Below are 25224 nucleotides of genomic sequence, written 5' to 3'. Positions count from 1 at the left end.
AATCAGCTATTTTGAAAACGTAGGTAAGCTTTCTCCAGTTTCACATCATACTTATTTTTGGCATATAAAGGTCCGTTATAACCACGTGCAAACGAGGCCCAGTTTTTTGATTTTAAATGGCGGATCAGATTATTTTTTTCAAGATATCTGCCAAAGGCCCCCAGATGCTCGCGCTCGTGCTCATACATTTTTGTAACAAAATCATCGACAGAAGGATATCCCAATGATTTAAAATGATACCCCATAATCTGAAAAGCCCCCCAGGAAGCGGAAGCATATGCGGCTTCTTTAAATCCGGATTCAAGTGAAATCGCCGCTGCCTTTTCCAACCGTTCATATTCACCTGTACCTCCCAAATAAAAGTCGCTGCTCCACTTTTTATACAATATGTCTTTATTTTCCTCATTTAATGCGCTTTCAGGCGACAAATTAAGTTTCACCAACTGACGCCAGAAAACATGTCCTTCAAACAATATTTTTGGTCTGCCATCATTTAAAAATCCGCTTCCCCTACTTTCCACTTCATTCACTGCCTTTACTGTTGCCAGTTCCACGTCGTATTGTTTGGCAAAATCGTTTAAATCCTGCTCCGACAATAACTTCTTATTTAAATCTCCGGAGTTATTTTCCTTCGATTCAAATTTCGCCCAGGTTTTTGGGCCTACAATTCCATCTGCCACAAGATTGTTTTTTCTCTGGAAGTCTTTTACAGCAGCATCTGTTTCTTCATCAAAATATTCTGAAACCGTAATCTTGTATCCAAGTTTCACCAGCATTTGTTGAAGAGTTCGAACTTCTTGTCCATTGGAACGGAACTTTATTGTTTTCATACTTTTATCTTCAGCTTAATTATTTATTCATTTCTTAGAAACCAGATTTACGTTTTGAGAAAATTCGATATTATCACTTTATATTACTGCGAAGAAGCCTCCTATTCTTCAACTACAATTTCTTTCTCCCTTACAAGGTCAAACCATTTTAGCTTTAGCCTGTAATTTCCTGAGCTGGAAAACAAACCTTTTCCCAAAGGCCACTCAATCCTGGCAGGTTTTCCGCATAAAATCTTAAGATTGGTTATGGTGCCGTTTTGCACTGTTAAATCCCATACAACACACTGTTCATTGTTTACAAACAGCTTGGTATCCGAAATATCGAAGGGAATACTTTCTTCTCCGTCGCAGCTAATTTTTAATCCCACTTTAAATTCAGAAAGTTGGTCGAGTTTTACTCTTTCAGAATTTACAAGTAAATCAATATGTATTTTATCGTTCATATTCAGTTTAAAAAACAGTATTGTTAATAAACCGGAGAACCGACGCACCGGCTTTATTAATCATCATTGTACCTCCCGGAAGCATAAAAAATGCTTGTACTGTATTGGTAAACAAGCGTCCTTGTGCATCCGATTCACCATCAATTTTATATCTGTTTGGAATTACCCACTCAAAAGTTCCAAAAGAGAACGGTCCCGGAACGCCATGCCAGGCAGCGTGGTCTCTTAACCCGGTGTTATTATCGTTGAAAGGCAGGTAGTCAGGATTTGGATGATGAAAAATGGTTGCTGCTGCGAAACGACTAAAATAACCGGAAACATTTGTTGCGGGTCCGGGGACTTCGAGCCACTGTGTGCGTCCGAAATTCACATTTAAGGGATTTACAGTTACATTCGTTAACATACAGGCACCAGCTGTTCCCGCAGGGATTCCGTGACGTGTTCCTACAACCATACTTAAATTATTTGGAGGAATTACAGTAAAAGGAAACACTTTTGTTCCTCCTGGAGTTGTGAGTGATATTGTTGGATTTGAAGCAGTTGATGGCGCTTCCCAAACAATATTTGAGCCGGTATTCAGACCAATGATATGCCCGTCGGAAACTGTCCAGGTGCCCGATGTATTGGCTGTAAAACGTACACGCTCTCCTACTCCAACTATAGTTCTAGTATCGGGAGATCCATCAGGGGCACTTTTTAATGTTTCTGAAGTTATAACAGGAGGAGCAGTTGGCGGCGGAACTACCGGGACCGCAGGAGGTAAGGCTGGTGCTCCACCTGAATATAATGCATCGAGTGCCGACATCGTATTCGGACCAAGAACGCCATCAGCTCCTAATGATGAAGCACGCTGAAAATCCATCAATGCCTGCCGGGTTTCGTTTCCAAAAATTCCATCTACACCAAACTGCGGCAGCGAAAAACCAGCATCGACCAGCGCCTGTTGCATAAGAGTCACAGCCGGTCCCGAGTCGCCTGCCTGTAAAACATGTTCGTCATCAAAACAAGCCTCTAAATCAGCATTTCCGGAAAAACGTGCCGCAGACAAATCATGACCGTCGCCAATTGTCATTTGCAAACGCGCAGGAATCATCCCTTTCTGCTGAATGGTATGGGTTAGTTCATGTGCCAGTAAATGTTTTCCCTCATTTGACTGAGGATTATATTTTCCTTCGTTAAAATAAATGTCATTCCCATGTGTAAAAGCTTGTGCACCGAGCTCTCTGTTTAATTGAACTGCTTTTGCATCCGTATGAATACTAATATGGCTAAAATCGGCCCCAAAACCTTTTTCCATTTCGGCCCGGGTGTTTCTATCGATTTTATTGCCACTTCCCGACTTACTTTTTATATTTTGCTCGGTAACAGAATTTACGGATCTGCCGTTCCCATAGGGTTTGGTCTGCAACATTTCTTCTTCCTCCTCTTCGCTTTGTCCGGCAACAAATAGCTCATCAACAGGGCCTTCTGCTGCTTCACCTGTCTTTGGCTGTAGTTCTTCTTCCTCTTCATCCTGTTCCGGCTGCATTTGTGCCATTTCTTCCTCCTCCTCAATTGGCTGTGTTTGTGCCATCTCTTCTTCCTCTTCTTCCTGCATTTGAAACTGAACGGACAACTTTGTCTGCAATTCTTCTTCGTCTTCTTCCTGTTTCTGAACCAAAGGTGTTACTGTTTCAGCAATTGGCTTTTCCTGTATAAGCCAACCTTCAGTATTTGAATAAGATGAAGCTCCCGGACTAAAAAAATGCTCGGTTTCGGATTGAGACTGATTAACCACTTTGTCGGCTACAGCGTCAGCTTCCAACTCGTATTTATCGCCTGGATGCCCAACAGAAAGTTTTGCCTGCCCACCGAAAAACCCCGAGCTATTCCGGGCCATAAAAAATGGAGATTTTCTTCTGAATCTGCGTTTTCCACTATGAATTTTTGTTCTCATCATTTTAACTCTAAATACCTACCAATCGACGTATACTAGCCTATCCATCCACGGAATTTTAACCATTGACAAATTCCACGGTAGTTTATCCAACAAAACATCCAGTGCTTTCCGTTCCACGACAAGATTGAAATTTCGTTCGTTTTGAATCAATTTTCCATCACGCTGCAGGAACGCTTCCCGTAATCCGTCTGGCGAAGTGTTTTTTAGAGCCTGCCAGTATTGAATTACGTTTTTTAATAAATTATCTACTTCCTCTTTGACTTTTGCCGTAAGCAAACTTTCTCTCTGAACCGTCGTATGCAAAGGGAGCCCACATAAAAACTTTTCAAAAACCAGGTTCGATTCAAAAACATTTTCCTCCCCGGTAGCCATAAAATGTAATATTTGAGTTGCCAATTCCTTTTTACTCTCTTTGAGCTTTCCCGTTTTATCAATGATGTTCAATTCACTATAAAAAGATTTTAAAAAGGGATGCAGCAATATTACACCAGCATTTTGAACCGCAATTTCGTCTTGTTTTTTATCAAAAAAATGTTCTTCGCTTTTCTTTCTTTGTTTACTAATTTTTCCAAACGGTTCAGGAAGCGTTTTTTCCATAGCCACAATGGAAAGGCTCTGGTTTAATATATTCTGAAATTTTTTATTTGACACTGTGCTTTCGCGCGTTGCAGCCAAAAAAAGTTTAAAAAAAAGAGAAGCTTCTTTTTTATCTTTATGAGGCCACCCCGAAACTGGTTTACGAAGAAACCAAAACCAATTTTCAATTGTATCAACAATTAATTCAACGGGCTGGTGAGTTGAAACAATCAACAGAATTTGCAACCATTTTGCAGCAAATAACCCGTTATTATTTTTTAAAGACGATAAAATTTCTGTTTTCCTGTCTTTTAATCCTTGATTTAAACGTACAAGAAAAATTACTACCAACTCCGGAGAAAACTGATTTACAAACCTCTCTATTGACTCGGTTTTTTGTGTAAAAATTTGGATTAGCCGATCAAAGAATATGTCATCCAATTGAACCGTTTTTACCAATACGTCCTGTTCAAACTTTACAATTTGAGTCTCTCTGCCATACCAAGGTAAATATCCATTTTCAAGAAAAAAAAAGAAAACCTCCTGGTTGTTTCCGGATTCTGAAAGTAGAACAGAATTCGAAGATTTTTTATTTATTTTAAACTGCTTAGCTGATTTTAGCTGGTGGAGCAATTGTTTTTCGAACTGCTCTATTATTTCAGTTTTCCAAAAAGATTTGTTTTCCGAGACAGAAACCCCAAAATCAATATCCAGACTTTCTATCCGCGAAATCAGCTCAGTGGGACCATATTTATCAAGCAATTTTTCAAGTTCAGGCAAAACCTCATTCTTCAAAAACAAATCGATGTTGTTTTTTATATTATTTGCCTCTTTTACATCAGAGGTATTCACCTCAACAAATAGTTTATGAATGATATGTTTTGTATCTTCCAAACTAAATCAGATTTTCTTCGATAATTATTTTAAAATGTTCTTCCAGTATTGCTTTCCCCTGAATTTTCTCGCCCCAACTTTTGATAAATTCTTTTATTCCATCGGAAAAGAAAATCTCACGTTCTCTCATATTTCTCAGCAGCGTTAAAACTAATTTGAACAGTTCAGCTAGCTGATCAGCAGAAGCATCGATAACATCGGCATTTTGGCAACCCAAAATATTGTAGAACAACTTTAACTGCAATTCAAACAACCCGAGCAGATTCTGGAATTCTTTTCCATCTCTGTCACCGGAAAGTTCGATGATCATTGATGCAGTTTGCTGCAACAATTCAAGGAACTGACTACCTAACTTTTCATTATTGTTACCCGCCAGATAATTATCAATATCGTTTAATACACCTTCTTTAAATTCATCAGTCCCACCATAAATTTTACTGGTTGACATCCAGATGGGAACTACAAAATTGGAGCCCGGAAGATTTAGTGCCTGCAAAACTTCTAAATCTTTCTGCATTGCTATTTTTGCATCTTCTACACAAGTATTTACCAGTTCTGTTTGGAAAGTAACAAAATCAGTCATATCCGACCCGCAAATTTCGCTGATGGCTTCCAGGGCCAAACGCCAGGTACTTGGCGTGTTTGGAGTCAACTCAATCGTCACCGGTGAATTATCGTTACGTTCCAGTTTTTCTCCGTTAATATTCCAGACATAAAAATCAGCCCCGGTTGAGTTATTGGTAAGAACAAGCTCATTCCCCACCTGCTCAGGTTTAAACGATGCTACCGGAGCTTTATTTACTGTGACTTTCAAGCCGGAAAGTTCTCCGTTTAACAGGAATTCTATTTCTCCCGGTTCTGCATTTGCAGGAATAAATACAAAACCACCTGTGGAAACCTGGGTAACCCCTTGTCCCTCAATTTTTGCTTCTGATCCGGCAGGCGTGATTTCAAATGGGTAATTTTTTTCATCATTTTCGCAGAATGAGTCTTCCGGCAAAGCTATCTGCACGTCAACTTCTGCAAAAACAATTTCATGTTCAACCGTTGACTGACAAACTCCGTTTTCTGCTGTCACGGTAAGCGAAACAATAACTTTATTTTCATCATTTACCGGCAATGTATATTTATGTGTCGGATTCCGTTCAGCTGAGAGATTATCGTCACCAAAACTCCAGAGGAAGCTTGCTCCATCCAGATTTCCTGTTGGTTTGAAAGTAATCTCCGTTTGAGAGGTTGGTGATTCAGGTACTTCAAAATCAAACTGAACAGCACGATAAACTGTAATTTCGCATGATGTAATCTGGTCGTTAACCGTAAAATGGATGGTATTCCCAATCATTTCATCCGGGAAAGTATTTTCATCAAAACTGAGCTTAATTCCATCAATAGTCATGCCTTCAACATCCTGATCGGCTTTAATAATGCCATCAGCGGGAGAAACATCAAATAATAAGGGACTGCTGTCCTGTCCTAAACAGAAATGGTCTTTTTCCAGGCGCAGTGAAACCGGTTTTCGTTCCACAATAAAATTCACCGGAGCACAGTCGGAACAGCACATATACGGCACAGCAAAATCGGCCACTACCGTGTTATTTGGCAAGTTTGTTACTCTTGTAGCCCTGTTGAGGATTTCCGAAATTCGTGTATTTGCCAGCAATTCTTTTTCAGAAAGTACTTTTTCTGTCAGCAGTTCTTTGGGGTTAACATTTTCTGTTCCGAGTAATGAAAGCCGGTTTACCGGATTCACATTCACAACCTCGTTTACAAGCGAAACATTACGGACGGCGCTTACATTACTTAATACAATCTCCCCTGTATCGGACTTCGCTTTATTCAGATAAATTAAAAAGAAAGTACCGCCTGGTTCAACACCGGCTTTGTGTTCCAATCCGGGGTATTTTTCAACAAACTTCGAAAGTTTGAGGCGGACAATAATTTGTTCTTTTCGTTTGTTGATTTCTTCAAGCAACACTTCCAGTTTTTTCGCCGAACAACAAATTGCAGAGAGTTGTGTGATTAAAACACCCATCAACGCTTTTAAAGCCGATGAGAGTTGTATATTCTGATAACGGGCTTTCATTTTTTCTACCCGCGAGCACAATTCTTTTAAAGTAAGTTTATATTCGTCAACTTTCACAACATCTACATTAGTCAAAATAGCAGGCATTTTTTGTGCGACAATATGTGCATAAGCCATGAGTTCGATCGATCTGTCGATTACAAATTCTTTCAGTTCAGGTTGTTCTGCCCAAACTTCATCGCTTATTTTTTCAGCAACCAAATTGTCAGCCCGGGCAATGATGTCATTTACCGAACCTCCCTTGGTTTCTTCCAGTGCTTTTTTCATCACACTTCCCAGAGCATTCTCATCAACGATCAAATGATCTGATACAGTTTCGCTGCTTTTAGTTGATGAAACAGTAAAGTCGGACGTAGCTTTAGAAACAGAGCCTACATTCACATTTTTGTTTATCAGTGTAAATGTATCATCATCGGCTTTGTTGGAGTCGGTCAACAGGTTTAGCGATGAAACTCTTTTTGCACCGATCAAATTTTCACGGATATTTTTTCCGGGTTCATCAGTTCTGAACCCTGAGAAAAATTCAGAAACTTCCCCTAAAACACAATCCTGTTCTACAGTCCACGCACGAAGCAGTACGTTTAAATCTTCAAATTCACATTCGTAATCGTCAATATTTAGTGTTTCAGTGTTTATGTTCACCGACAGTGCTTTTACATCGAAAGCCAGGCCATATTTTACTTTTAATTCTTCAATTTCTTCCAGTGCCACTTTATAGTCTTTTCCCTGGTGGCCTTCAATCCTAAAAAAATCAAAGCCGTCGATATTAAATGCCAATGGTTCCTGAATTTGTGGTGAAGAGGATAACAAACCGGTGTGATAACTCAAATTTGTATTCGATTTATATTTGTTTGTTTTTTCTGCATTCCATTGTTTTAAAAATTCATTCTGAATATTATAGTAGAAAGGAATAGCGCGATAACCTAAATCGGGCAATTTATTTGATGGCGTAACTTTAATCTCACCAGCTGTTGTCTGAAAGCGAAGGACAAGTTGAAACAAACGCAAAATCATACTTCGGCACTGCTGAATCATGTCTTCTTCACCGTTCAAAATTGGCGATTTATAAAAGCTGTGGCGGTAATTCTGTACTTCCTCCTGCATCTCATCCAGACTTCCCAGCATCAAGTGTTTTGGGAATGCATTTATATCAGGGCAACATTCTTCTTTTAAGGACAAGAGTAATGCTTTGATTTCATTATACGTGTCCACCACGTCTTTCACACAATCGTAGCGATATTGCACATTAAACGGAACGTTGTATGCGCTGAAATTGGTAATCCCTTTTAACGTTCCGAGATACAGCGAAAGGTTTGAGTTGGAGATATTAAGCTGTAACAGTGCGCCAAAATTCTTTACAATTTTTGAAATCCCATTGGTCAAATCAGTCACTAAACCATCGGAATTTAAAGCGAGATGATAAGCCCGTTTTAACTCATTGTAATTGGAAGTATTTAACTGATTTAAAACGACCCGACGAACAGCAACATCAGGTAAATCAAAATAGGTATTTACAACATTGTGTTTTGAAAAAATCGAATCGAGACTCAAAATAAAATCCGCATCATTTTTGGAAACCAGTAATATGCGGAGCCTTGCAACCTGTTCAATTCCCTGATTATCGCAGTCGATTGCAGTACACAAATCCCCTTCTTTGGGATAAGATTCCAAATACAACAAAACCACTTTATTTTGCAGGTCGGCAACCGTGCTTAACGCGTTTGAGCCCTCTATATTCTCAGGCAGAATTTCCCACATTTCAATGGGCACTTCCTGGACAGATCCATCAACAGTTTCCAGCCTTTTGAAAAAACGATAATTGGCAAAACTGTCTTCAAACTTTTTCACCCACGAGAATTCCATTTTATCCAAATCGATGGATTTTAATATGGATTCAGGAATATTTTTTCGGAGGTTAATTAAATCGCCGTCGGTGGTTACACCTGCCCCTTGCGTTATTGTGATGGAAGGTTTCGAGGCATTGAATTTCAGGTTAAAACCACAAACGATTCCAACTCCGCTCAACAATATCCGCGATAAACGATCCTGATCTTCAAAATAGTTTATAAAGCTGTTTAGCTGGTCTTTTGTTAATACCTGGTCATCGACAAACGTATTATACTGTGTGGTAATTTCGGTTAATTTTGTTGCCATAACTTTTCAATTAAAGGTTTCCAAGATTGGTGCGGCCAAGTATTATTTTGCCATCCAATTCTTCATCTTCATCATCGCAATCGATTAATTCTCCTGACGGATAAATAGAGTTCAATTCGCTCAATATTTTATTTAATGCTTTCAGTTTTGTTTCGTCCTGTTCCTGCACTGAATCGGTTTTTGAGTGCAGGAAGTCTTTATAAATTTCCTCAAACTGAACCAGATCATTTTCGTCATCCGGCACCTGCCCTTTTCTGTGTCCTACCCAACAAACACGCGCCAAAATATGCGCCGGAAGTTCTTTTCGGATTAAATCTTCCAAAAACTTCCGAAAATCGGGATTTGAAAAACGATAGGTATAACCCGGAAGGACAACGGTTACACGGAAAGAATACGGATCGACAGGTTCGCAGCTTTCGCAGTTGTTGGTACAGATGGGCATAAATTTGTCAAGCGGAATATTGCTTTTCGTAACATCCGGACGCAGCAAAATATGTTCAACCAGAAACAAGCCTTCTTCTGAAAAATCTTTGTTCATAAATTCAATGATTTCCAAAATAGCATTTTTCAACTCTTCCTGGTTTTCGTAATAAGAGTACTGGCGTGCAATAATCCGGTAGGTGCTGTAACCCGGCGCTTCCAGGTTGATCACATCAAAAGAATACTGTCCCGTTGGTGACACCTGAATTTCAAAATTTCCAATCTCGTCTTCGTCATTTACCGGTAAAAGAAATGCTTCTTCAACCACTTCCGGTGATGTTTCAATAATTCTTACAACAGCCAGATACAATTCCTTTTGCGCCAATGAGGGATAAGCATAATTTTCAGTAGCGGACAAAATGATGTCGCCGTTTTTGTTGCGAATCCGCCAACGGTAAACTTTTTTGTCATCATCTTCATCCGGATCATAAATTTCAACAAATGTATTTGACAAATTCCGGCGATAGAAATCTTTCATTCCGATTAATCGCGCAACTCGTTTTTGCACTCCGGAAACGTTGGAAGTATTCCACAAACCAATTTCATGATGTTCCGGAGATTCGGGTTCATCAGGTTGATGAAAATAGTTAAATGCACTGCCCCTCCCTTTGCTGGTTTCCGGATAATCTTTCAGAAAACTTTCCTTTGAATTCAGAATCACCTGGCTGGAGGCACTTCCGTACATCTGTTTCATCAAAAAAGCAAAGTCGCTGAATTTTTCGGCAAAACGTGCCATCAAATGGTCAAACAGCTTATTTTTACGTTCAACAGGATTATCCAGTTCAGCAAACAATTCGTCCGTTAAATTTGCATCGCTGTTTACCGGGTAATTTTTCACCAAATCTTCAAAGCCTTTAATATCTTGCACAGCCTGTGTGAAATAGGTCTTTTTTAGTTGGTTATCTACAGATAGTAAGTCTTTTATTTTAACAAGGTGAGCAAAATAACTCGCCAAAATTTGGTCAAAAAACAACAGGTAGCCTTTTAATTGTTTTGCCTGCGATTTTCGTTGTATTGAAACATGTGGAGGCAATCCTGCGCGGCCAATTCCATATGTATCCGGGAAATCATTCTGAATTGTTGTTGTTTCACCTGTATTCAGATAAAGACCTTCCGGAATTTCCGGTTCCATACCAATTTTTGCCAGTTCCTGTTCGTCTTTTTCGGCCTGTTTTATTGCATCAAGATAGCTTTGTACCTTTGTTTGATTTACATTCACAGGAAGAACACCTTTGTAATAACTAAAAGCGCTGTCGGAACACAACGCGGGCTTTTTACCTTCTTCCACACAAATCAGCCAGTTATCGGTTTCATCTTCTGCATCAGCACAATTATTTATGGAAATCTCCTTGATGTTTTTCACTCCGTCAACCGCCATAATCAATTGAATGATATCAGACAAGCGAACTTCGGTACGCAGACTGGCTGCTTCCAGTTCTTTTGTATCGATAAAACCATTGGTTAGAAACGGGCCTTCAAAAATTTCGTCAGTTGCATAGCCTTTAGAAATCATCTGTTTCAATGAATAAAATTTCACCGATGGTGAAAAATAATGGTCAAGCGCCCGCAAGACATTAGCATGAACAAGTTCTTCATCCGTTTCTGGAAACAATTCAATACTCGCACAAACGGCAATCTTATGCTCGCCTACCCTGTAAATATCAATCAAATCTTCACACAAATTCCTATTGGCATGATAAAGCTTTTCAATTTGTTTATTTACCTCTTTTTCCTTGACTTTTGTCGTTATTTCTTCAGCATAATCCACAACAATTGAATACAAACCTTTTAGTTTGAATTCTTTTTTAAAGTCGGGATGAGTGGAGGTAAAATCTTCAGAATTATATGAAAGCTTATCGTTTTTACAATCTACATAAACGGTTTTATCAAAGGTTTCTAACCAGCAGTTTTTTACTCCATCCAAATCGATAAACAGTTTTCGGTAATCCAGCTCATTTACAGGTTTCGTTGGCAAAATATCGGAAGCCGGGAAGAATTGTTCTCCTATTTTTTGAGCGGTCTCATTTTCAGGAGCCAAAATATTTTCAATTGGCATATCAAGCCGCAAGCCAAGGTCGGTAATGGCATACGATAACATTTCAAGAATTGTGATTCCCGGGTCATGCTCATTATAATCCGTCCAAATATTCCCCGAAAGTTGCTCGATATACTCCTGCCCCTTTTTTCGAAGAAATTCGTAGTCCAAATCGTCGTTGGTCGCTACTTTTTTCGGAATCGTGGTATATTCATTTAGGTCTGACATGTTTCTTCCGTTTCAGTAATTTCGGTACAACTTTTCACATCGGTGCTTAAACTGTGCTGTTTGGCGGAAACAAGAATGGCTTTTGGGCTCGACGGTGCTACGTTGGTAAGATTGTTTTCCGAACCTTTTTTCAATTTTACATCCTCAACGTAATCCACATATTTTAATTTTTCAATGTAATTGATCACCAAACTCAAATGTAAAGTTACACCAAACTCAATGCTCGCTGTTTCTTCAAATGCCCAGGGTGAAAGCAATCGGATAATATCTTTGTTCAAAACTTTCAGGTAATAATTTTCATCGTAGCCCTCATAGAATTTCACTTTCAAATCAACGGTAACCTCTTCGTAATCCGGATTGATAACTTCTGCATTTACATGAAATGAGTTCAGTTTATTAATATGATTTTGGATCTTATTCAATGTAGCTTTGCTCACACGGGGCTGATAAATATCGAATACATTTTTATTGACAATATCCGGGATAACGGCCAGCAAAACATCACCGGGAGACAGAAATGAAGTTTCTGAACTATGATTCAGGCATTTCACTTTATGAATTTCAGGAAACTCCTGCAAAATAATGTGTTCATAATCCCACAAAGTAATTGCCCGGTTTTTGTGCCGCAAACGTTCGCTTACCCGGCGGTAGTAATTCTTGTCCGACTCTTCCGGCTTTCCACCAAACGAGGAAAATGGTTGTGAAATTCCCTTTACCGTGGACACGCGGTGAATGAGCTTTGAAATAGTGTCAGCTTCCAGTCCGTTTTTCAAATGGGAAAGCTCGTTTCCATTATCTGAAAATTCAGCTAAAACTGCCTGCGCCTGAATGGATATAGCTTTGCAAACCGCGTCGTAATTTTTATGAATTTTAATTCTTACCCAAACAAAACCCGACGGTAATTTTGTATTATCCTGCGTAACTTCCCTGGGGACAGAAAACTTCACAATTCCTGATTTCAAAAAGTTATCGGTTTCATTTGAAATGATATAATTTGAATCGAGCCTTTTCCATTCATTCTGACAAAGAATCGACCATTCCGCTTTTTGCTTTCCGACAAATGAATCGGCCAGCGGATTTTCACTTCCTTCCAAAACCTGCAGCAGCAAAGAAACTTGTTGCAAATTTTTAACGTTTTCCAAACCTATATACAACTCGCCACCTTTACAATACGTTGGAACCAGGTATTCTTTTTTGTCGTTACCGGTCAGAAAATCAAACTGACTTTTTAAATACAAATGTTCCTCTGACTGCCCAAACGGATGTTCATGGAAAAGCGTGAGCGAATTATTTTTGTAATTTTCAGCGGAGGAACCCAAAATCATATTTGCTTCTGCGGTATAATTCAGAGCTATCGTCTCCACCATTGGTGTATAAGGCTCATTTGGAACCAAAACATCATCGTCATCGCTGCTAAACGCCAATGCATAAATTCGTGGGAAAAGTTCATGCAGAAAAGACTGGTTAAGAGACAATCGAACCGGTCCGTTTTTATCTTCCTCATACGAAGAATTTGTTACCTGTACATTTGTTTTGAAGATATCTCCATCTGCGTCAAACAAGATGTGATTTTCCTCAACCGTTTCCCAATCTTCCTTATTTAGAATCTGAACATCAGCTTTAAAATGTTCATCACTGCCTACAATTAAATTTGAAGGAGTAGTATTAAACTGCCAAATTTCTTCCGCTTCAATCCAGTCGAACATCCCTCCAAAAAATTTCGAAGTATTTGCCTGATAGAGATAATCTGTTCGGTAGGCAAAATACAAATCTACAAATGCTTCGTAGTCGCCTGTTTTTTCAGGTGTGTTTTTCCATTCGATCTCAAAAGTAAGGTCAGTCCAGTTTTTTTTAAACAATTCAGGGTAATTTACATAAAAACTGGATTTTTTAACCGGCTGCGTGCTGAAAGGATAAAAGGGTTTTTCGGCATTTAAAGTGCCGATATCGCTTTCCAAATCGAGACTTTTTACTCCACGGACATCGATATTTATTTTACAACTATTGATTTCTTTTTCAGCCAACTTTCTGTACAATTCAAATCCATCGGTGTTTTCTGTTTTGAAAAGTACCCGGCAAACCGGAAACTGCGAAACAAACTTTTCACCCAGATTTTCTGAATTATATGCAACCACCGAATCCTCTTCTTTTGGAATTTGGAAAGCCAGTTTCAAAACTTTTTTTGAAGCACTTAAGCCGGAAGTAAAAACGACCTGCCCCTCACTGTCCAATACAGTAGGTTGAACAGTAAAAGGGCCAAGCCATTCTTTTTCACCTGAACAGTAAACGTCAAGATTCTCCCGAAGATTACTTGCAGTGATTGATTCAATGTTGGTTTTAAATTCAACGGTTATTAGTATATTTCTTTGTCCTTCCTGTAATTCCAGAACCTCAGAAGAAAGCGCAAATCCAATTTTGGCATCAGGCAATTCAGGATATTTGTTGTCGCCAAAATATCCGAAAGGCCACCATTTAATTTTGTCGTCCGGAAAATCGCTGCCAACTCCGTCGTACGAATTTGCCACAGAAGCAGCCTTTAATTTATGGTTTGAATGGTCGTTGTATATACTCATCAAACCTGATACGACACTTTTGTTGGCAATCAGTTCTTCAGTTGTTTTGTATATCCTTTTTATTCCGGCTGCGTCTTTTCCTCCATCGAGTTCTGTGTTCCGTGCAATTTTCTCATCTACAACACTTTTTGCCAGTTCAAAAATGATGTGCACTTTATCAGGTGTAGCCGGCAGTTTTTCAATTTGCAAAATACGATGGTAATAAAAATCGAGGTGCCTCTTTGTTAATTTGTTAAACCGGTTTTTAGAAAACTCCAGCAGCTTGATAAAACTGACAAACAGTGCCAGGTGAGGTGTTACATTTTTGCCTTCATTTACCAGCTTCTGAAAATCTTCAAGGCTTTCATCTTTGATAAAAAAGTCCTGCCAGTCAGCTGATGGTTCCTCGTTATTAATTGTATTGAAATAGTTTACGTGTTTAGCAAAACGATATGCAAACTGCATCCATTCTTCAAGGCTAAAATCATTTAATTTTACTGAATCCGGATTCAGTGCCTCGATGTAACGTTGCAGTTGTCCTGTGCCTTCACGTCCTGATAATATTTCTTTGCCGCATTTAGCCATAATTTCGATTTACTTAGAGTTCGTTTCCTTCCTCTTTATAAAATGGGTAAACCATATTTTTTCGCGAGTTGGTGGTTCGTATGGTATAGTCAAGTTTAATCAGCAAAATACCGTTTAATTCGTCCGACGGGTCAATTTCAACTTTATTCAAATCAATACGGGGTTCATGGTAAAGAATAGCTGTTTTAATTAAATCGGTCACATAGGTTTTTAGAGTGAGGTTGAGCGGTTTAAACAATAGTTCATCAAGGTTACATCCATAATTTGGAACCATAACCCGTTCTCCCAACCGTGTGGAAAGCAAAATTTCAAGACTGCTTTTTATATCTGCTTCATCTTCCAGCATTTTCACACTTTGAGCTCCCCTGTTAAATTCAGGCGGAAAACTCCAGCCTCTTCCTAAAAACGATTTTGTTGTTTCCATAAACTAACCTCCAATTTGTACTGTCGGATCTCCTGCGATTATTGAACCTCCATGCCCAGTTAAATCTCCCATTCGGGCTGCAGGTTTTCCTCCAATTAAAACCGTTGCAGAGCCCTGAACAATTGTGTCCGGAGGACCGGTACAGATGGCCATGTCGCCCACTACAGCTGCAGGCATTCCGCCGATAAGCACAGTTGGCACACCGGGCGAAATAATCGGGCCACCCACATGTGGAACTCCACCCGGGTTTACCATCGGGCAAGTATGCATATCTGTTAATCGGGCTGCTGCTCCCATAATTAATTAATTTGAACGATTGAACCTTTTATTACAGCGTTTGCACTGGTTGAAACTTCCGCACCAGCTGAACCTTCGGCTTTAAACTGCGCTCCTGCTTTAAGTTCGACATTCGAACTGCTTTCCATTTTCATATCAGAAGAAGATTTATAATTAATTTCTGACGCGCTTTCAATGGTTATTCCGTTGGAATCCATTTGAATAAAATTGCCGTTTTCGTCCTCCAGTTTAATTCCGCCGTCATCATCACTGATTACCATTTTATTTCCGTTGGGTGTTTCCAGTGTCACACTCACTTCATCATCGTTAAAAATGAATTTCATCTCACTGCGGGTAACAAATCCTTTTTTATGATTATCATCGGATGCGACAATCGGGGCGGGTTTTGCACTGCTGTTCATCATTCCCAAAACAACAGCGTCGTTTGGACTTCCGTTAATAAAACCGACAATTACTTCGTCTCCAATTTCCGGCCGGAAAAAAGAGCCCCGGTTTTCACCGGCATCGAGTGTTGCCACCCTTGCCCATATCCCGTCAACTTCATTGTCAACAATTGGCAACCTGACCAAAATCCGATCTTCGCCATCAGGGTCACTTTCCAGTTGTGTAACAATCCCAATCTGCAAACCATTGACAGCTGCCAATAATCCGGCTGCCGGCTGGTCATTAATATCAAAGGTTTCGGTAAACCATTTTGGATTGATGCCAAACTCAGCATCCACCGTCCAGTTTCCTTCAGTTATCTGATGGCGAACAGCAGAAATATAAACTTTGCCATTAAAGCGGTCGCCAACGCCTTCCAACTGGATGGTCGTATTTGGCTTCACTGCCGGAATTCCCTGAAATTTTACTTTCCCTCTGGTTTTTGAAAGTTGATTAAAAAGCGATTTTGCATCAGCCCATTCCTGTAATTCAACATCGGGGGTACCTCCTCCATTTTTTAATTCCAGGTTTTCCAGATTGATTACCGATGCCAAATCATCAATCGAAACATTTCCGTTTAAACTTATTGAAGGCTCATTCGCTTCAATTTCCAACAACTCCTGATCCGATGAACTCCAGCCGTAAGAAGTTACTTTTTGAAACTGATTTCGAGCATCCATTTCCGCATCTAACTCCAAAAGTGTTGCTCCAAATGAAACGGTCTCCACCGCTTCCTGCGCAACATCAGGCTTTTTAACGGTTATTCTTCCATCGTCAACAATTAATACTTTCCCGTTTGCCTGCGCACGGGTAACACAAAAATCCCAGTCGGAAACGTTGTACTGAACCATTTCACGATGATTGACATTGGTTGACTCTACATCTTTTTCCAATCCGTAAGAATCAACAATTTCTTCAATAATATCACTGTCGGTACTTTCGTAGAAATACTTATTTTTTCTTCCAATGCTGAGTTTTACCGCCTTATCTTTACATTCAACAATTAAATACGACTGGCTGGAACGAATTTTCAGATTGTGTTTAATAACCCAACCTTTAAAAACCGTTTCCTCATCAGAATGATAACCTGCTTTTATTTCCACTTCCTTTCCGGGAACAAAAAGTTCTTCGTTGCTCAGGTTAAAATCCTGAGACGCCGGGTCACCATCCTTCAGAATGATCTTTGCGGTTGGAATCCGGTTAATTTCCTTCTCAACGATCACATTCATCACCTGGAAGGATTTTGAAAGTTCCTCTCCGTCGACCAAAATTTTTTGAGTAACAAGGTCAGCAGACTGTGATGTATTTATAACTCGTTGTTCTGGCATTAGTTTGCTTTTTGTATCGGTGGAAAAAAGACGGACTGTCCGGTTTCAAGCTTTCGGAAATTGGTGATGTTGTTCGCTTTGGCCACTTCGAGGTAATATTTTGAATCGCCGTAAATACGAAATGCCATTAGCGGAAGTGTATCACCATCTTTTACAATCCGAACGTGCGTAAGATCTGGCGAACTGTTGTTTTCCATTGCCACCCGCAGGTCGTCTTCAACAAAACCCTTAAATTTCGCATTGGCTACCGCCCGCAGCGGCGTTCCATCAGATTTAAACAATTTGAAGGTAACATCCATCTCGCTGAGCGTACCTTTAAAAAGGAGCGTTCCCCAGGAAATAATCAAATAGTTTGGTTTATGCTCATCGCCGTCATAATCCAGAACAACTTTTTTGAATTGTTCGATATCGTCGATAATTCCGCCACCTTCATCTTTGAATATCTTGTCATCGGAACTTCCTGCGGCACCATAATCCGTGATAACCCCGGTTCTGTCGAAAACAAATTCCAGATCCAAATTCTCCGGCAAAGCCTTGTTAAAACGTGGCGAAGCTGCACTTGTTCCTGAGGCCTGATCATCATTTTGTTCAATTTTATACTTGAATTTATAGGTTTCAGGATTTAGCATCGTTCGAAACTCGCCTTCGGAAACTTCCTCCGAAAACCGTTCGTCTTTATATGCTTTTATCTGCAGTTTTATTAATTCTCCACTCATATTAACGCTCCCTATTTTTTGCCAAAATTTCCATTACCTGCTCCACACAAGCCGCAATAATCTGCTCCTTTTCGATTCTGTTATTTTGAGCCGGATCTGATGATTGCGGATTATCATCCACACTTATTTTAATATGTAATTCCTTAATTTCTATGGGCATTTTACTGAATTTTAAAATAGTTATATGCCAATTCAATCGTTTCAACTACAAGTTTACTTTCTTCGGCATTAAAATCGGCCATGGCCCATTTTAACGGGTAAGCGTGAACCACATTCCATGTCATTAGCGGCTTATGTTCCTCGTTTAAAAGGCTAATCGTAACATCGGTTGGTGTGATGCTAAAATCCTCTACTGCTTCCCTGCACCATTTTATAAGCGAAGAATCGGTTACAAGGCCGCGTTTTAAGACTAAATTTGGGAAACTGGTTCTCACCGGAAGCTTGTGCTTAAAACGGTTTTCTCCCCCTTCAGCAATTTCTTCGGTGGTAAGTTCAATGGTTAAACCCGACACCGACTGAAATTCAAATTCACTCTTCAGGTTGGCAAATTCAACCTTAAAATGAAAACCTACCGGAGGATAATAATTCGCCATTTTTACTCGTTTTGAATAGTTAAACCTTCGTGTACCAACTCCAACGTTTCGATAGCCACTTCATTGCCATCTGCTTTTAAATCGGTTGACTGAACTTTTAAAGGCCATGCATTTTTCACTTTCCACGTAATTACCGGTTCATGCTCTTCATTTAGCAAACTAATAGTAATATCGCGGCGTTCGATGGTATTTAGTTTCACCGTATTCCACCAGTTGTAATATTCATTGTCGCTGGCAAAAGTTCCACGTTTCAATGTAATATTGCTGAATTTTTGCATTCCCGGCATTTTTACTTTTGAATATTCGGGACTTGCCCCGTGTCGGTATTCTATTACTTCTGTTTCAACATCCAACCCGGAAACTTCGGTAAATCCTATTTTTGTTCCACCCCATTCAACCTGAAAGTGGAATTTGACCAAGGGATAATTTGTAGCCATAACACTATTTTTTTAATTTTTTACTGATTAAGATTCCTGCATTTTGTGTGAAAACTTAAGAATAATAAACTCGGCCGGGCGAACTACCGCCATACCGATTTCAACGTGCATATATCCATTCAGAATATCCTGGGCAGTCATTGTTTGGCCTAAGCCCACGCGAACATAAAATGCTTCTTCAGGTTTAGCTCCTGCCAGCGCGCCAGCTCTCCATTGCAGCGAAAGAAAATTCTCAATCATAGCACGAATTTTCACCCACGTATTCGCATCATTGGGTTCAAAAACAAATTGAGCCGTAGCTTTTTTTACCGATTCTTCCACCATATTGAAAAAACGACGAACAGGTACATAACGCCACTCATTGTCATTCCCAGCCAGTGTTCGGGCTCCCCAAATCAATGTTCCTTTTCCTGTAAAAGCACGAATAGCATTTACCGATTTCCCGGCAACCGTATCCACATTCAAACTTGCCTGATCTTCATGCGTAACATTAACCGCAGGCCCCTTTACTGATGTAATACTTACATTTGCCGGAGCTTTCCATACACCGCGGTTATTATCTACCATTGCGTAAATTCCAACAACAGCACCACTGGGTGGAAGAACTACACCTTGCTGTCCGATGGCGTTTACAATCCCTTTATAAACCGGATCGGTCTGAAACAAAGTGTCTGTTCTTTCATTATAAATTGCTTCCAGTTCATCATAAAATGAATTAAAAAGCGCGGTTAAATTTGCCAGCAAAGCACGAAAATATGGTGCTGCGCTTGCTGCCGTTTGTGTTGCCTGAAAAATATTATTATCGTCGGTGGCAGGTGCAGCAAAAGTTAGCGGTGCAAAATCTGTATTAAAATCATTGCCAATTAAAGGTGCATCCCATGTTGGAGATGGCGCATCGCTATTTGCCGACTGACTGAAGTGATTGTAATCAAATAACAATGTAAGCAACTGGTGAAAATCTCCGTCAGCCTCAACATAACTGCTAAATGTTGCAGAAGCAGAGTCAGTGGCTCCGTTATCCGCAAAAGTCAATGCAAAAAAGTCCTGAAAAAACTGGTACAAATCGCCAGCTGCGGATTCCAGTTGTGGCCGACTGGCAATATCGCCCATTGTTGGCACAGTAACAGATGATTTTGCGTCAATGTCCAAACTTATATTTTCGATAGAACTTACCAGTGTTGTATTAAAAAGACTCGTGATATTGGCAACGGGTGCACCATTTTTTGTATAGGTTCCGCCAACAATCGTGTCGTAATTCACATTAAACGGAAGCGTAGTCTTCAAAAACGGATAATATGCTGCTCCATATTTTAATGAATTCATTCCGACGTTATCTCTGAAATCAGCAACCGGATCGACAGAAGGAGTAATTTCCTCGTCGCCATCAACAATATCCATTACAGCAAAACGATCCTGTAATTTATTACACTGTTTCAACATCGCAGCATGAATAGCTCCTGCTTTATCGAGAGCCAAATGAACCGTTTCAGGAACTACCAGCAAAGTTGGCAAATCCTCTTTTTCCAATGAATTTAATCCACTTAACAATTCTGAATCGCTAATACCGGAAGTATCGGCATTAAATGCGCCAACCGAAACGATGTAACAATCTCCACCTCCATTGGCATAAAACATGCGCACTGAGTCATACAACAAATTGATGCTTTCAATATTTGTTTTCTTTACAGAATTGTCTGAATTTAATTCTATTTCAAGAGTCGTAGGTTCAGGAGCTCCACCAAAATAATATTCGTATTCGGGAAGAGAACCTATTTTCACAGGTTTAATAACGCTGTCTGCATGATAATCCACACCGTCAACGACGGCGGCTGTCGTATATCCCACAAAAGCGGGTATAGCTGTCTCAACTTGCGCTACCGACGGCGGAAACTTTGAAATTTCCTCGACATAAACGCCTGGTGTTTTGTACGAAGTTGCCATAATTTAAATTTTTAGTTTTACATGTATATTTCTGAGTAATATTTATTATTTGGTATATCAGGTTTTACTGCCCGCACCCCGGGATTGGGTAGTTCAACTCCACCCAGTTCAATAGAAATAAATCCGTTTAAAGTGAGCGGATGCTCTGCTTTTGTGATTAAAACCTTCGAATTACCATTTTCTTTTTTTAATGCGTCACCGCCGGTTACAGTCTGGTTAGTGTCAAAAATATATCGCCAAATTGTCTCGCGATTTTTAATATTGATTTCAAAGTTCTGCGAAGGTTCCGGAATTCTACCCTGGGCATTGGTTATATCCAGAGCGTTGTTGTCTGCTTTTACAAAAATCCGAATCAGACCCATAAGATTCATTTTTTCAGAATCCTTTAATTTCTCCATTTCATTTTCAAAACCATCTTCAGAAAGAATAAAGTCTTCATCAACATGAAAATTGCCACCAGCTTTGTCAATTAATGGAAAACTGTTGGGTTCAGTTTCCAAACGGCGGTTCGACAAATAATACAACTTACCGGCATTTTCGATCTTTAGATCGGTATAATTATAAAACCCGGAATCTTTTGTCTTAAGCAAAAAAGTAAAAGCCAGATCATCCTCCAGCGCAATAAAAGGTTCGTCTTCATTCTCACCTGTAACCTTACTCCAAAGGGAAAAACCCGTTTTATACTTTTTAAAAACCAGATTATAGCCGTTTATTTTTTGCAGAGTTTTAACATCTGGCTGAATAGACAGAACAGAATTTACATCATACAATTCCAACTGATTGCTTTGTTGAGTATCAGTCATTGAATTATAATCATCAGTGCCTTTATTTAAAAAATAGTGATGAAGAAGGTTCATCTTGAAAAGTGGTAAATATTTTACTGAAAATGCCATTACTGAATATCTTTTAGATTTCCACCAACATGTGTAATAACTTCTGATGCGCCCAGCTTTTTATCTTGCTTAATTTGAATAATCTGAACTTTATAAATCACCGACGGCAATTGTCTGCCGCCAAGCGTTCCCCAAATATTGTTGAGTTCTTCAAATCCGGGAGAATACATTTCCAGGATAAACTTAAAATGGTCAAGCACGTCAAGGGACACATTTGTACGATTATAAACCGTGTTTGCCAAAGTAAAAACCTTTTTACCCTGAAAAAACTGTATGATTCGCGAGATACCTTTTAACGATTTGTCGTAAGTGTCGCAATTACCACTAAACAAAACATACAGATTCAAATTTACGGGCGGATTAAAGTATTCGGTTTTGTTGTCGGTAATCTTGTAACTGGGAACATTTTTTAATGTCGTTTCTTCTTCCAGTCTTACAAGTGTCATTACTACTTTATCTTCCACTTTTGTTGCGTCATCACTTCCCGACTCCCACAATGCGATGTTGTCCAGTGCAATAATTTTTCCCAGGCCTGTTTCGACAAAATAGGCTTCTACTTGTTCCTTTAGTATTTGTAAGGTGTCGTAAATCATTTAAAGTCAGTTCTTAGCTATCTATTTCCAAATACCTGTCAGATCTTATTTTGATTTACACGCAGACAGACATAAAAAACCCTACATTAAGACCCAAAAATCTTAAATAATAGAACTTTTTATAGTAAAACTGATTTTACTTTTGATTCTATTTCGCGTCTCTCGAAAATTTTAATCTAAACCCGAAAGTTTAGAATGATCTAATGGTTTCGCTATACAAGTTACGACTTAATATATAACAAGTCAATGCCTAAGGTTAAATCAATTTTAAACAAGACTCATTAAAGACTAAGAAACAACTAGTTACAAAAAAAAGATTAAAATACTTTTAACTAAAAATATTCAGAAAGTAATTTTTGCGGCTTCAAAAAGTTTTTGAATCTCACCAATGAGTTTTGAATGCGAACCATCAAATTGATTGACCATAAGTGAGAAAGCAACTGTTTTCCCTGAATCCACTTTCAAATAACCGGCATAACATCTTACCCGCGTCATTGAACCACTTTTGGCTTTCAAAGTATTTCCCTCAAATACCCTTGCATCAAAACCATAAAGAGTTCCGTTTGCCGCTCCCGGTAACGAGTTTAAAAAAGCCGCCGAATATTTACTTTGATTACGCATGTATTTCAAAAGTGAAATAAACTGACCAGGAGAAATTGCATTAAAATGCGACAGGCCGCTTCCGTCTTCCATAAAAAACTGCCCTTCAAGTCCTTTGGATTTCCAAAATTGTTTGATAACTGCAATTCCTTTTTCCCTGCTCCCCTCTCCTGTTTTTTGTACCGCAATTTGTTTTACCAAATGCTCGGCAATCAAATTTACACTTTCGTAGTTAAGCACTTTTGCAATTTCAGCTAAACTTGGTGATTCCTGGATATAAACAATTTGAAATTCCTTTCCATCCACTTTTTTTAATTTAACTCCTCCTGAAATAAAAATCCCGGACTTTGCCAAATGTGAAATAAAATCTGCTGCCAGCAGCTTCTCGGGATTTTGATCAGAAGCTTTTATGGTAAAAGATTTTCTGTTTTTAGGAATGGTTCCTCTGATAACTCTTTTATAATCCAGAGGACTTCCGAAAACAAAGGCTAAATCACGATTTTCATCCGATGATAATACCTCGTTCTGAATTTCCAATCCTTCAATTTTGGGGTATGTTGAAACAATCTGGGTTGGCATTCCTGCCTTTCCCGGAGAAGAAAAAGTAATGCGAAACATATTATCATAAACTGATAATGCAGATGGCCCCGCTCCATAGTAGTTTCCCATGTCTTCCCAAATCCAGGTAGGTGGTATCTTTTCCGAGTCATAAAGCGAAACATCTAAAACTAAATCGCCTTTGATCTTTTGTATTCCTGCATCTTTTATTTTTTGAACCCATATATCCAAAAAATCAGGATGTTCATAAAAGTCTCTAAAGTGAGCAGATCCAAGTACAGGATCGCCGCCTCCAACCACAACAAGGTCACCATTTAAGGTATTTTTATTAATGTTTCCGGTGTAGCCGATTTTTGTCGTAAAACGATAATGGGCACCTAAAATCTCAAGTGCTGCAGCCGATGTTACCAACTTCATGGTTGAGGCGGGTATCATTAATTTATTATTGTCAAAATTGAATAGTATCTCATCGGAATCCAAATCACTAACCTGAATTCCGATTGTAGCATTTTTATAATCTGAACCGGTAAGCAATTTCTGAAAAACTTGTTCAATGTTTTGCTGTGCCGGAGAAATTGTATGCAGAAATAATATGAGAACCGTAAAAATCCTTCCTTTCATTTTTATTACTTTTGAATGCTTAAAAATAATAGTTTATAAAGCTCCGTGGAAATTTAAGTGTTAATCTTAACATCTTTCAATCCTCGCGCTTAAAATGGCAATACTAATTTACAACAAAATGATACGCACCTTATTACTTGTTGGCACCGGCGGATTTATTGGAAGTGTAATGCGCTACCTGGTACAAATTACTGTTGAGAAGGGACTTACCAGCACTTTCCCGCTGGGAACAATGATTGCAAATATTACAGGTAGTTTTATAATTGGTATTGTTTTCGCTTTGGCCGAAAAAGGAAACCTGATGAACGCAGAATGGCGTATGTTTCTTGCCGTTGGGTTTTGTGGCGGTTTTACTACTTTTTCTTCTTTTGCCTATAATAATTTTACCATGCTGAAGACGGGCACCTTTGGCCAGTTTTTTTGGAACGTTGGAGGAAGTCTGTTTTTAGGAATTTTAGCAGTCTATCTTGGCGTAATTTTGGTAAGGGCGGTATTCTAAACACCACTAAACAGTAAGTTTTAACTCCAGACAACAAATCTCAAAGCTAAAACAAACAATTTTGTCTCACCCAAATGAAACTTATATCTTTTTTCCGTGTAAAAACATAAAAAAAAATACCATGAATATTTCAGGGAAAGCGGGAATTTTAAAGATATATATTGGTGAATCAGATAAAGTTCACGGGCGGCCTTTGTTTGAAGAGATCGTTTTTAAAGCACGCGAAGCAGGGCTGGCGGGTGCAACCGTTTACAAAGGAATTATGTCGTTTGGGGCGAGCCATTCCATTCATACGCAAAAAATTTTTGCACTTTCAGTTGATATGCCCGTATCAGTTGAGATTACGGACAACAAGGAGAAACTAAACGAGTTTCTGAAAACAGTAAACAACTTGATGGACCATAGTAAAAAAGGCGGACTGGTTACATTCCAGGAAGTGGACGTTTTACGCTACGAAGTTGGAGAAAAATACCGGATAGTAAAAAAATAGCCGGTACTCATT

At 39.1% G+C, this 25224-nt stretch carries 20 protein-coding genes; 2 read left to right on the top strand and 18 right to left on the bottom strand.

Annotation, left to right across the window (positions count from 1 at the left end; all coding sequences use genetic code 11):
* Nucleotides 1-2: 2 nt before the first annotated feature.
* From GM418_RS26365 to dacB, 18 genes are all read right to left on the bottom strand, one after another.
* Nucleotides 3-830, bottom strand: coding sequence for an N-acetylmuramidase domain-containing protein (locus GM418_RS26365; protein ID WP_158870545.1), 828 nt, complete (start codon nt 828-830; stop codon nt 3-5).
* A gap of 101 nt (nt 831-931) precedes the next feature.
* Nucleotides 932-1273: a hypothetical protein gene (locus tag GM418_RS26360; protein WP_158870543.1), complete on the bottom strand. Its 342-nt coding sequence runs from the start codon at nt 1271-1273 to the stop codon at nt 932-934.
* Nucleotides 1274-1280: 7 nt separating this feature from the next.
* Nucleotides 1281-3212, bottom strand: a complete 1932-nt coding sequence (locus GM418_RS26355; protein WP_158870541.1) for an eCIS core domain-containing protein — start codon at nt 3210-3212, stop codon at nt 1281-1283.
* 15 nt (nt 3213-3227) lie between these two features.
* Nucleotides 3228-4682, bottom strand: coding sequence for a contractile injection system tape measure protein (locus GM418_RS26350; RefSeq protein WP_158870539.1), 1455 nt, complete (start codon nt 4680-4682; stop codon nt 3228-3230).
* Nucleotide 4683: 1 nt separating this feature from the next.
* On the bottom strand, nt 4684-8919 hold the full coding sequence (locus GM418_RS26345; protein WP_158870537.1) for a PKD domain-containing protein: 4236 nt from the start codon (nt 8917-8919) through the stop codon (nt 4684-4686).
* A 10-nt stretch (nt 8920-8929) separates the two neighbouring features.
* The gene (locus GM418_RS26340; protein WP_158870535.1) at nt 8930-11662 is read right to left on the bottom strand and encodes a hypothetical protein; all 2733 of its coding nucleotides are present in this window, start codon (nt 11660-11662) and stop codon (nt 8930-8932) included.
* On the bottom strand, nt 11650-14799 hold the full coding sequence (locus GM418_RS26335) for a baseplate J/gp47 family protein (protein ID WP_158870533.1): 3150 nt from the start codon (nt 14797-14799) through the stop codon (nt 11650-11652). Before GM418_RS26335 ends, GM418_RS26340 begins: the two co-directional genes overlap by 13 nt.
* Before the next feature lie 13 nt (nt 14800-14812).
* Nucleotides 14813-15223 carry a GPW/gp25 family protein gene (locus GM418_RS26330; RefSeq protein WP_158870531.1) on the bottom strand — a complete coding sequence of 137 codons (411 nt, stop codon included), beginning with the start codon at nt 15221-15223 and terminating at the stop codon, nt 14813-14815.
* A 3-nt stretch (nt 15224-15226) separates the two neighbouring features.
* The gene (locus tag GM418_RS26325; protein ID WP_158870529.1) at nt 15227-15520 is read right to left on the bottom strand and encodes a PAAR domain-containing protein; all 294 of its coding nucleotides are present in this window, start codon (nt 15518-15520) and stop codon (nt 15227-15229) included.
* Nucleotides 15521-15522: 2 nt separating this feature from the next.
* On the bottom strand, nt 15523-17271 hold the full coding sequence (gene vgrG / locus GM418_RS26320) for a type VI secretion system tip protein VgrG (protein WP_158870527.1): 1749 nt from the start codon (nt 17269-17271) through the stop codon (nt 15523-15525).
* The gene (locus GM418_RS26315; protein WP_158870525.1) at nt 17271-17987 is read right to left on the bottom strand and encodes a CIS tube protein; all 717 of its coding nucleotides are present in this window, start codon (nt 17985-17987) and stop codon (nt 17271-17273) included. The genes vgrG and GM418_RS26315 overlap by 1 nt, the downstream gene beginning before the upstream one ends.
* Before the next feature lies 1 nt (nt 17988).
* Nucleotides 17989-18147 (bottom strand): DUF5908 family protein, encoded by a 159-nt coding sequence (locus GM418_RS31550; RefSeq protein ID WP_217447604.1) that lies wholly within the window; start codon nt 18145-18147, stop codon nt 17989-17991.
* 1 nt (nt 18148) lies between these two features.
* Complete coding sequence (locus GM418_RS26310; protein WP_158870523.1) at nt 18149-18580, bottom strand: phage tail protein; 432 nt, start codon at nt 18578-18580, stop codon at nt 18149-18151.
* A 2-nt stretch (nt 18581-18582) separates the two neighbouring features.
* Nucleotides 18583-19017: a phage tail protein gene (locus GM418_RS26305; RefSeq protein ID WP_158870521.1), complete on the bottom strand. Its 435-nt coding sequence runs from the start codon at nt 19015-19017 to the stop codon at nt 18583-18585.
* Between the two features lie 27 nt (nt 19018-19044).
* A complete protein-coding gene (locus GM418_RS26300; protein ID WP_158870519.1) occupies nt 19045-20958 on the bottom strand; it encodes a phage tail sheath family protein in 1914 nt (637 codons plus the stop codon).
* Nucleotides 20959-20975: 17 nt separating this feature from the next.
* Complete coding sequence (locus tag GM418_RS26295) at nt 20976-21851, bottom strand: hypothetical protein (RefSeq protein ID WP_158870517.1); 876 nt, start codon at nt 21849-21851, stop codon at nt 20976-20978.
* Nucleotides 21851-22444, bottom strand: a complete 594-nt coding sequence (locus tag GM418_RS26290) for a Pvc16 family protein (RefSeq protein WP_158870515.1) — start codon at nt 22442-22444, stop codon at nt 21851-21853. Before GM418_RS26290 ends, GM418_RS26295 begins: the two co-directional genes overlap by 1 nt.
* A 342-nt stretch (nt 22445-22786) precedes the next feature.
* On the bottom strand, nt 22787-24223 hold the full coding sequence (gene dacB, locus GM418_RS26285; protein WP_158870513.1) for a D-alanyl-D-alanine carboxypeptidase/D-alanyl-D-alanine endopeptidase: 1437 nt from the start codon (nt 24221-24223) through the stop codon (nt 22787-22789).
* Nucleotides 24224-24317: 94 nt separating this feature from the next.
* Between dacB and crcB the strand changes: the two genes are divergently transcribed.
* Nucleotides 24318-24722 carry a fluoride efflux transporter CrcB gene (crcB, locus tag GM418_RS26280; RefSeq protein WP_246222775.1) on the top strand — a complete coding sequence of 135 codons (405 nt, stop codon included), beginning with the start codon at nt 24318-24320 and terminating at the stop codon, nt 24720-24722.
* 121 nt (nt 24723-24843) lie between these two features.
* Nucleotides 24844-25212 (top strand): DUF190 domain-containing protein, encoded by a 369-nt coding sequence (locus GM418_RS26275; RefSeq protein ID WP_158870511.1) that lies wholly within the window; start codon nt 24844-24846, stop codon nt 25210-25212.
* Nucleotides 25213-25224 lie beyond the last annotated feature (12 nt).

Origin of the sequence: Maribellus comscasis, from assembly GCF_009762775.1 — a bacterium.
Classification (GTDB): Bacteria; Bacteroidota; Bacteroidia; order Bacteroidales; family Prolixibacteraceae; genus Draconibacterium; species Draconibacterium comscasis.
Note: the sequence above shows the minus strand (reverse complement) of the source record. Positions and strands in the feature narration are given on the sequence as shown.

Bases quoted from the DNA above. Each gene is read 5' to 3' on its own strand.
- vgrG (WP_158870527.1), bottom strand. From the start codon at position 17,271: ATGCCAGAACAACGAGTTATAAATACATCACAGTCTGCTGACCTTGTT.
- GM418_RS26305 (WP_158870521.1), bottom strand. From the start codon at position 19,017: ATGGCTACAAATTATCCCTTGGTCAAATTCCACTTTCAGGTTGAATGG.
- GM418_RS26345 (WP_158870537.1), bottom strand. From the start codon at position 8,919: ATGGCAACAAAATTAACCGAAATTACCACACAGTATAATACGTTTGTC.
- GM418_RS26340 (WP_158870535.1), bottom strand. From the start codon at position 11,662: ATGTCAGACCTAAATGAATATACCACGATTCCGAAAAAAGTAGCGACC.
- GM418_RS26295 (WP_158870517.1), bottom strand. From the start codon at position 21,851: ATGGCATTTTCAGTAAAATATTTACCACTTTTCAAGATGAACCTTCTT.
- GM418_RS26335 (WP_158870533.1), bottom strand. From the start codon at position 14,799: ATGGCTAAATGCGGCAAAGAAATATTATCAGGACGTGAAGGCACAGGA.
- GM418_RS26355 (WP_158870541.1), bottom strand. From the start codon at position 3,212: ATGATGAGAACAAAAATTCATAGTGGAAAACGCAGATTCAGAAGAAAA.
- GM418_RS26290 (WP_158870515.1), bottom strand. From the start codon at position 22,444: ATGATTTACGACACCTTACAAATACTAAAGGAACAAGTAGAAGCCTAT.
- GM418_RS26275 (WP_158870511.1), top strand. From the start codon at position 24,844: ATGAATATTTCAGGGAAAGCGGGAATTTTAAAGATATATATTGGTGAA.
- GM418_RS26300 (WP_158870519.1), bottom strand. From the start codon at position 20,958: ATGGCAACTTCGTACAAAACACCAGGCGTTTATGTCGAGGAAATTTCA.
- dacB (WP_158870513.1), bottom strand. From the start codon at position 24,223: ATGAAAGGAAGGATTTTTACGGTTCTCATATTATTTCTGCATACAATT.
- GM418_RS26310 (WP_158870523.1), bottom strand. From the start codon at position 18,580: ATGGCGAATTATTATCCTCCGGTAGGTTTTCATTTTAAGGTTGAATTT.
- GM418_RS26365 (WP_158870545.1), bottom strand. From the start codon at position 830: ATGAAAACAATAAAGTTCCGTTCCAATGGACAAGAAGTTCGAACTCTT.
- GM418_RS26315 (WP_158870525.1), bottom strand. From the start codon at position 17,987: ATGAGTGGAGAATTAATAAAACTGCAGATAAAAGCATATAAAGACGAA.
- GM418_RS31550 (WP_217447604.1), bottom strand. From the start codon at position 18,147: ATGCCCATAGAAATTAAGGAATTACATATTAAAATAAGTGTGGATGAT.
- crcB (WP_246222775.1), top strand. From the start codon at position 24,318: ATGGCAATACTAATTTACAACAAAATGATACGCACCTTATTACTTGTT.
- GM418_RS26330 (WP_158870531.1), bottom strand. From the start codon at position 15,223: ATGGAAACAACAAAATCGTTTTTAGGAAGAGGCTGGAGTTTTCCGCCT.
- GM418_RS26360 (WP_158870543.1), bottom strand. From the start codon at position 1,273: ATGAACGATAAAATACATATTGATTTACTTGTAAATTCTGAAAGAGTA.
- GM418_RS26325 (WP_158870529.1), bottom strand. From the start codon at position 15,520: ATGGGAGCAGCAGCCCGATTAACAGATATGCATACTTGCCCGATGGTA.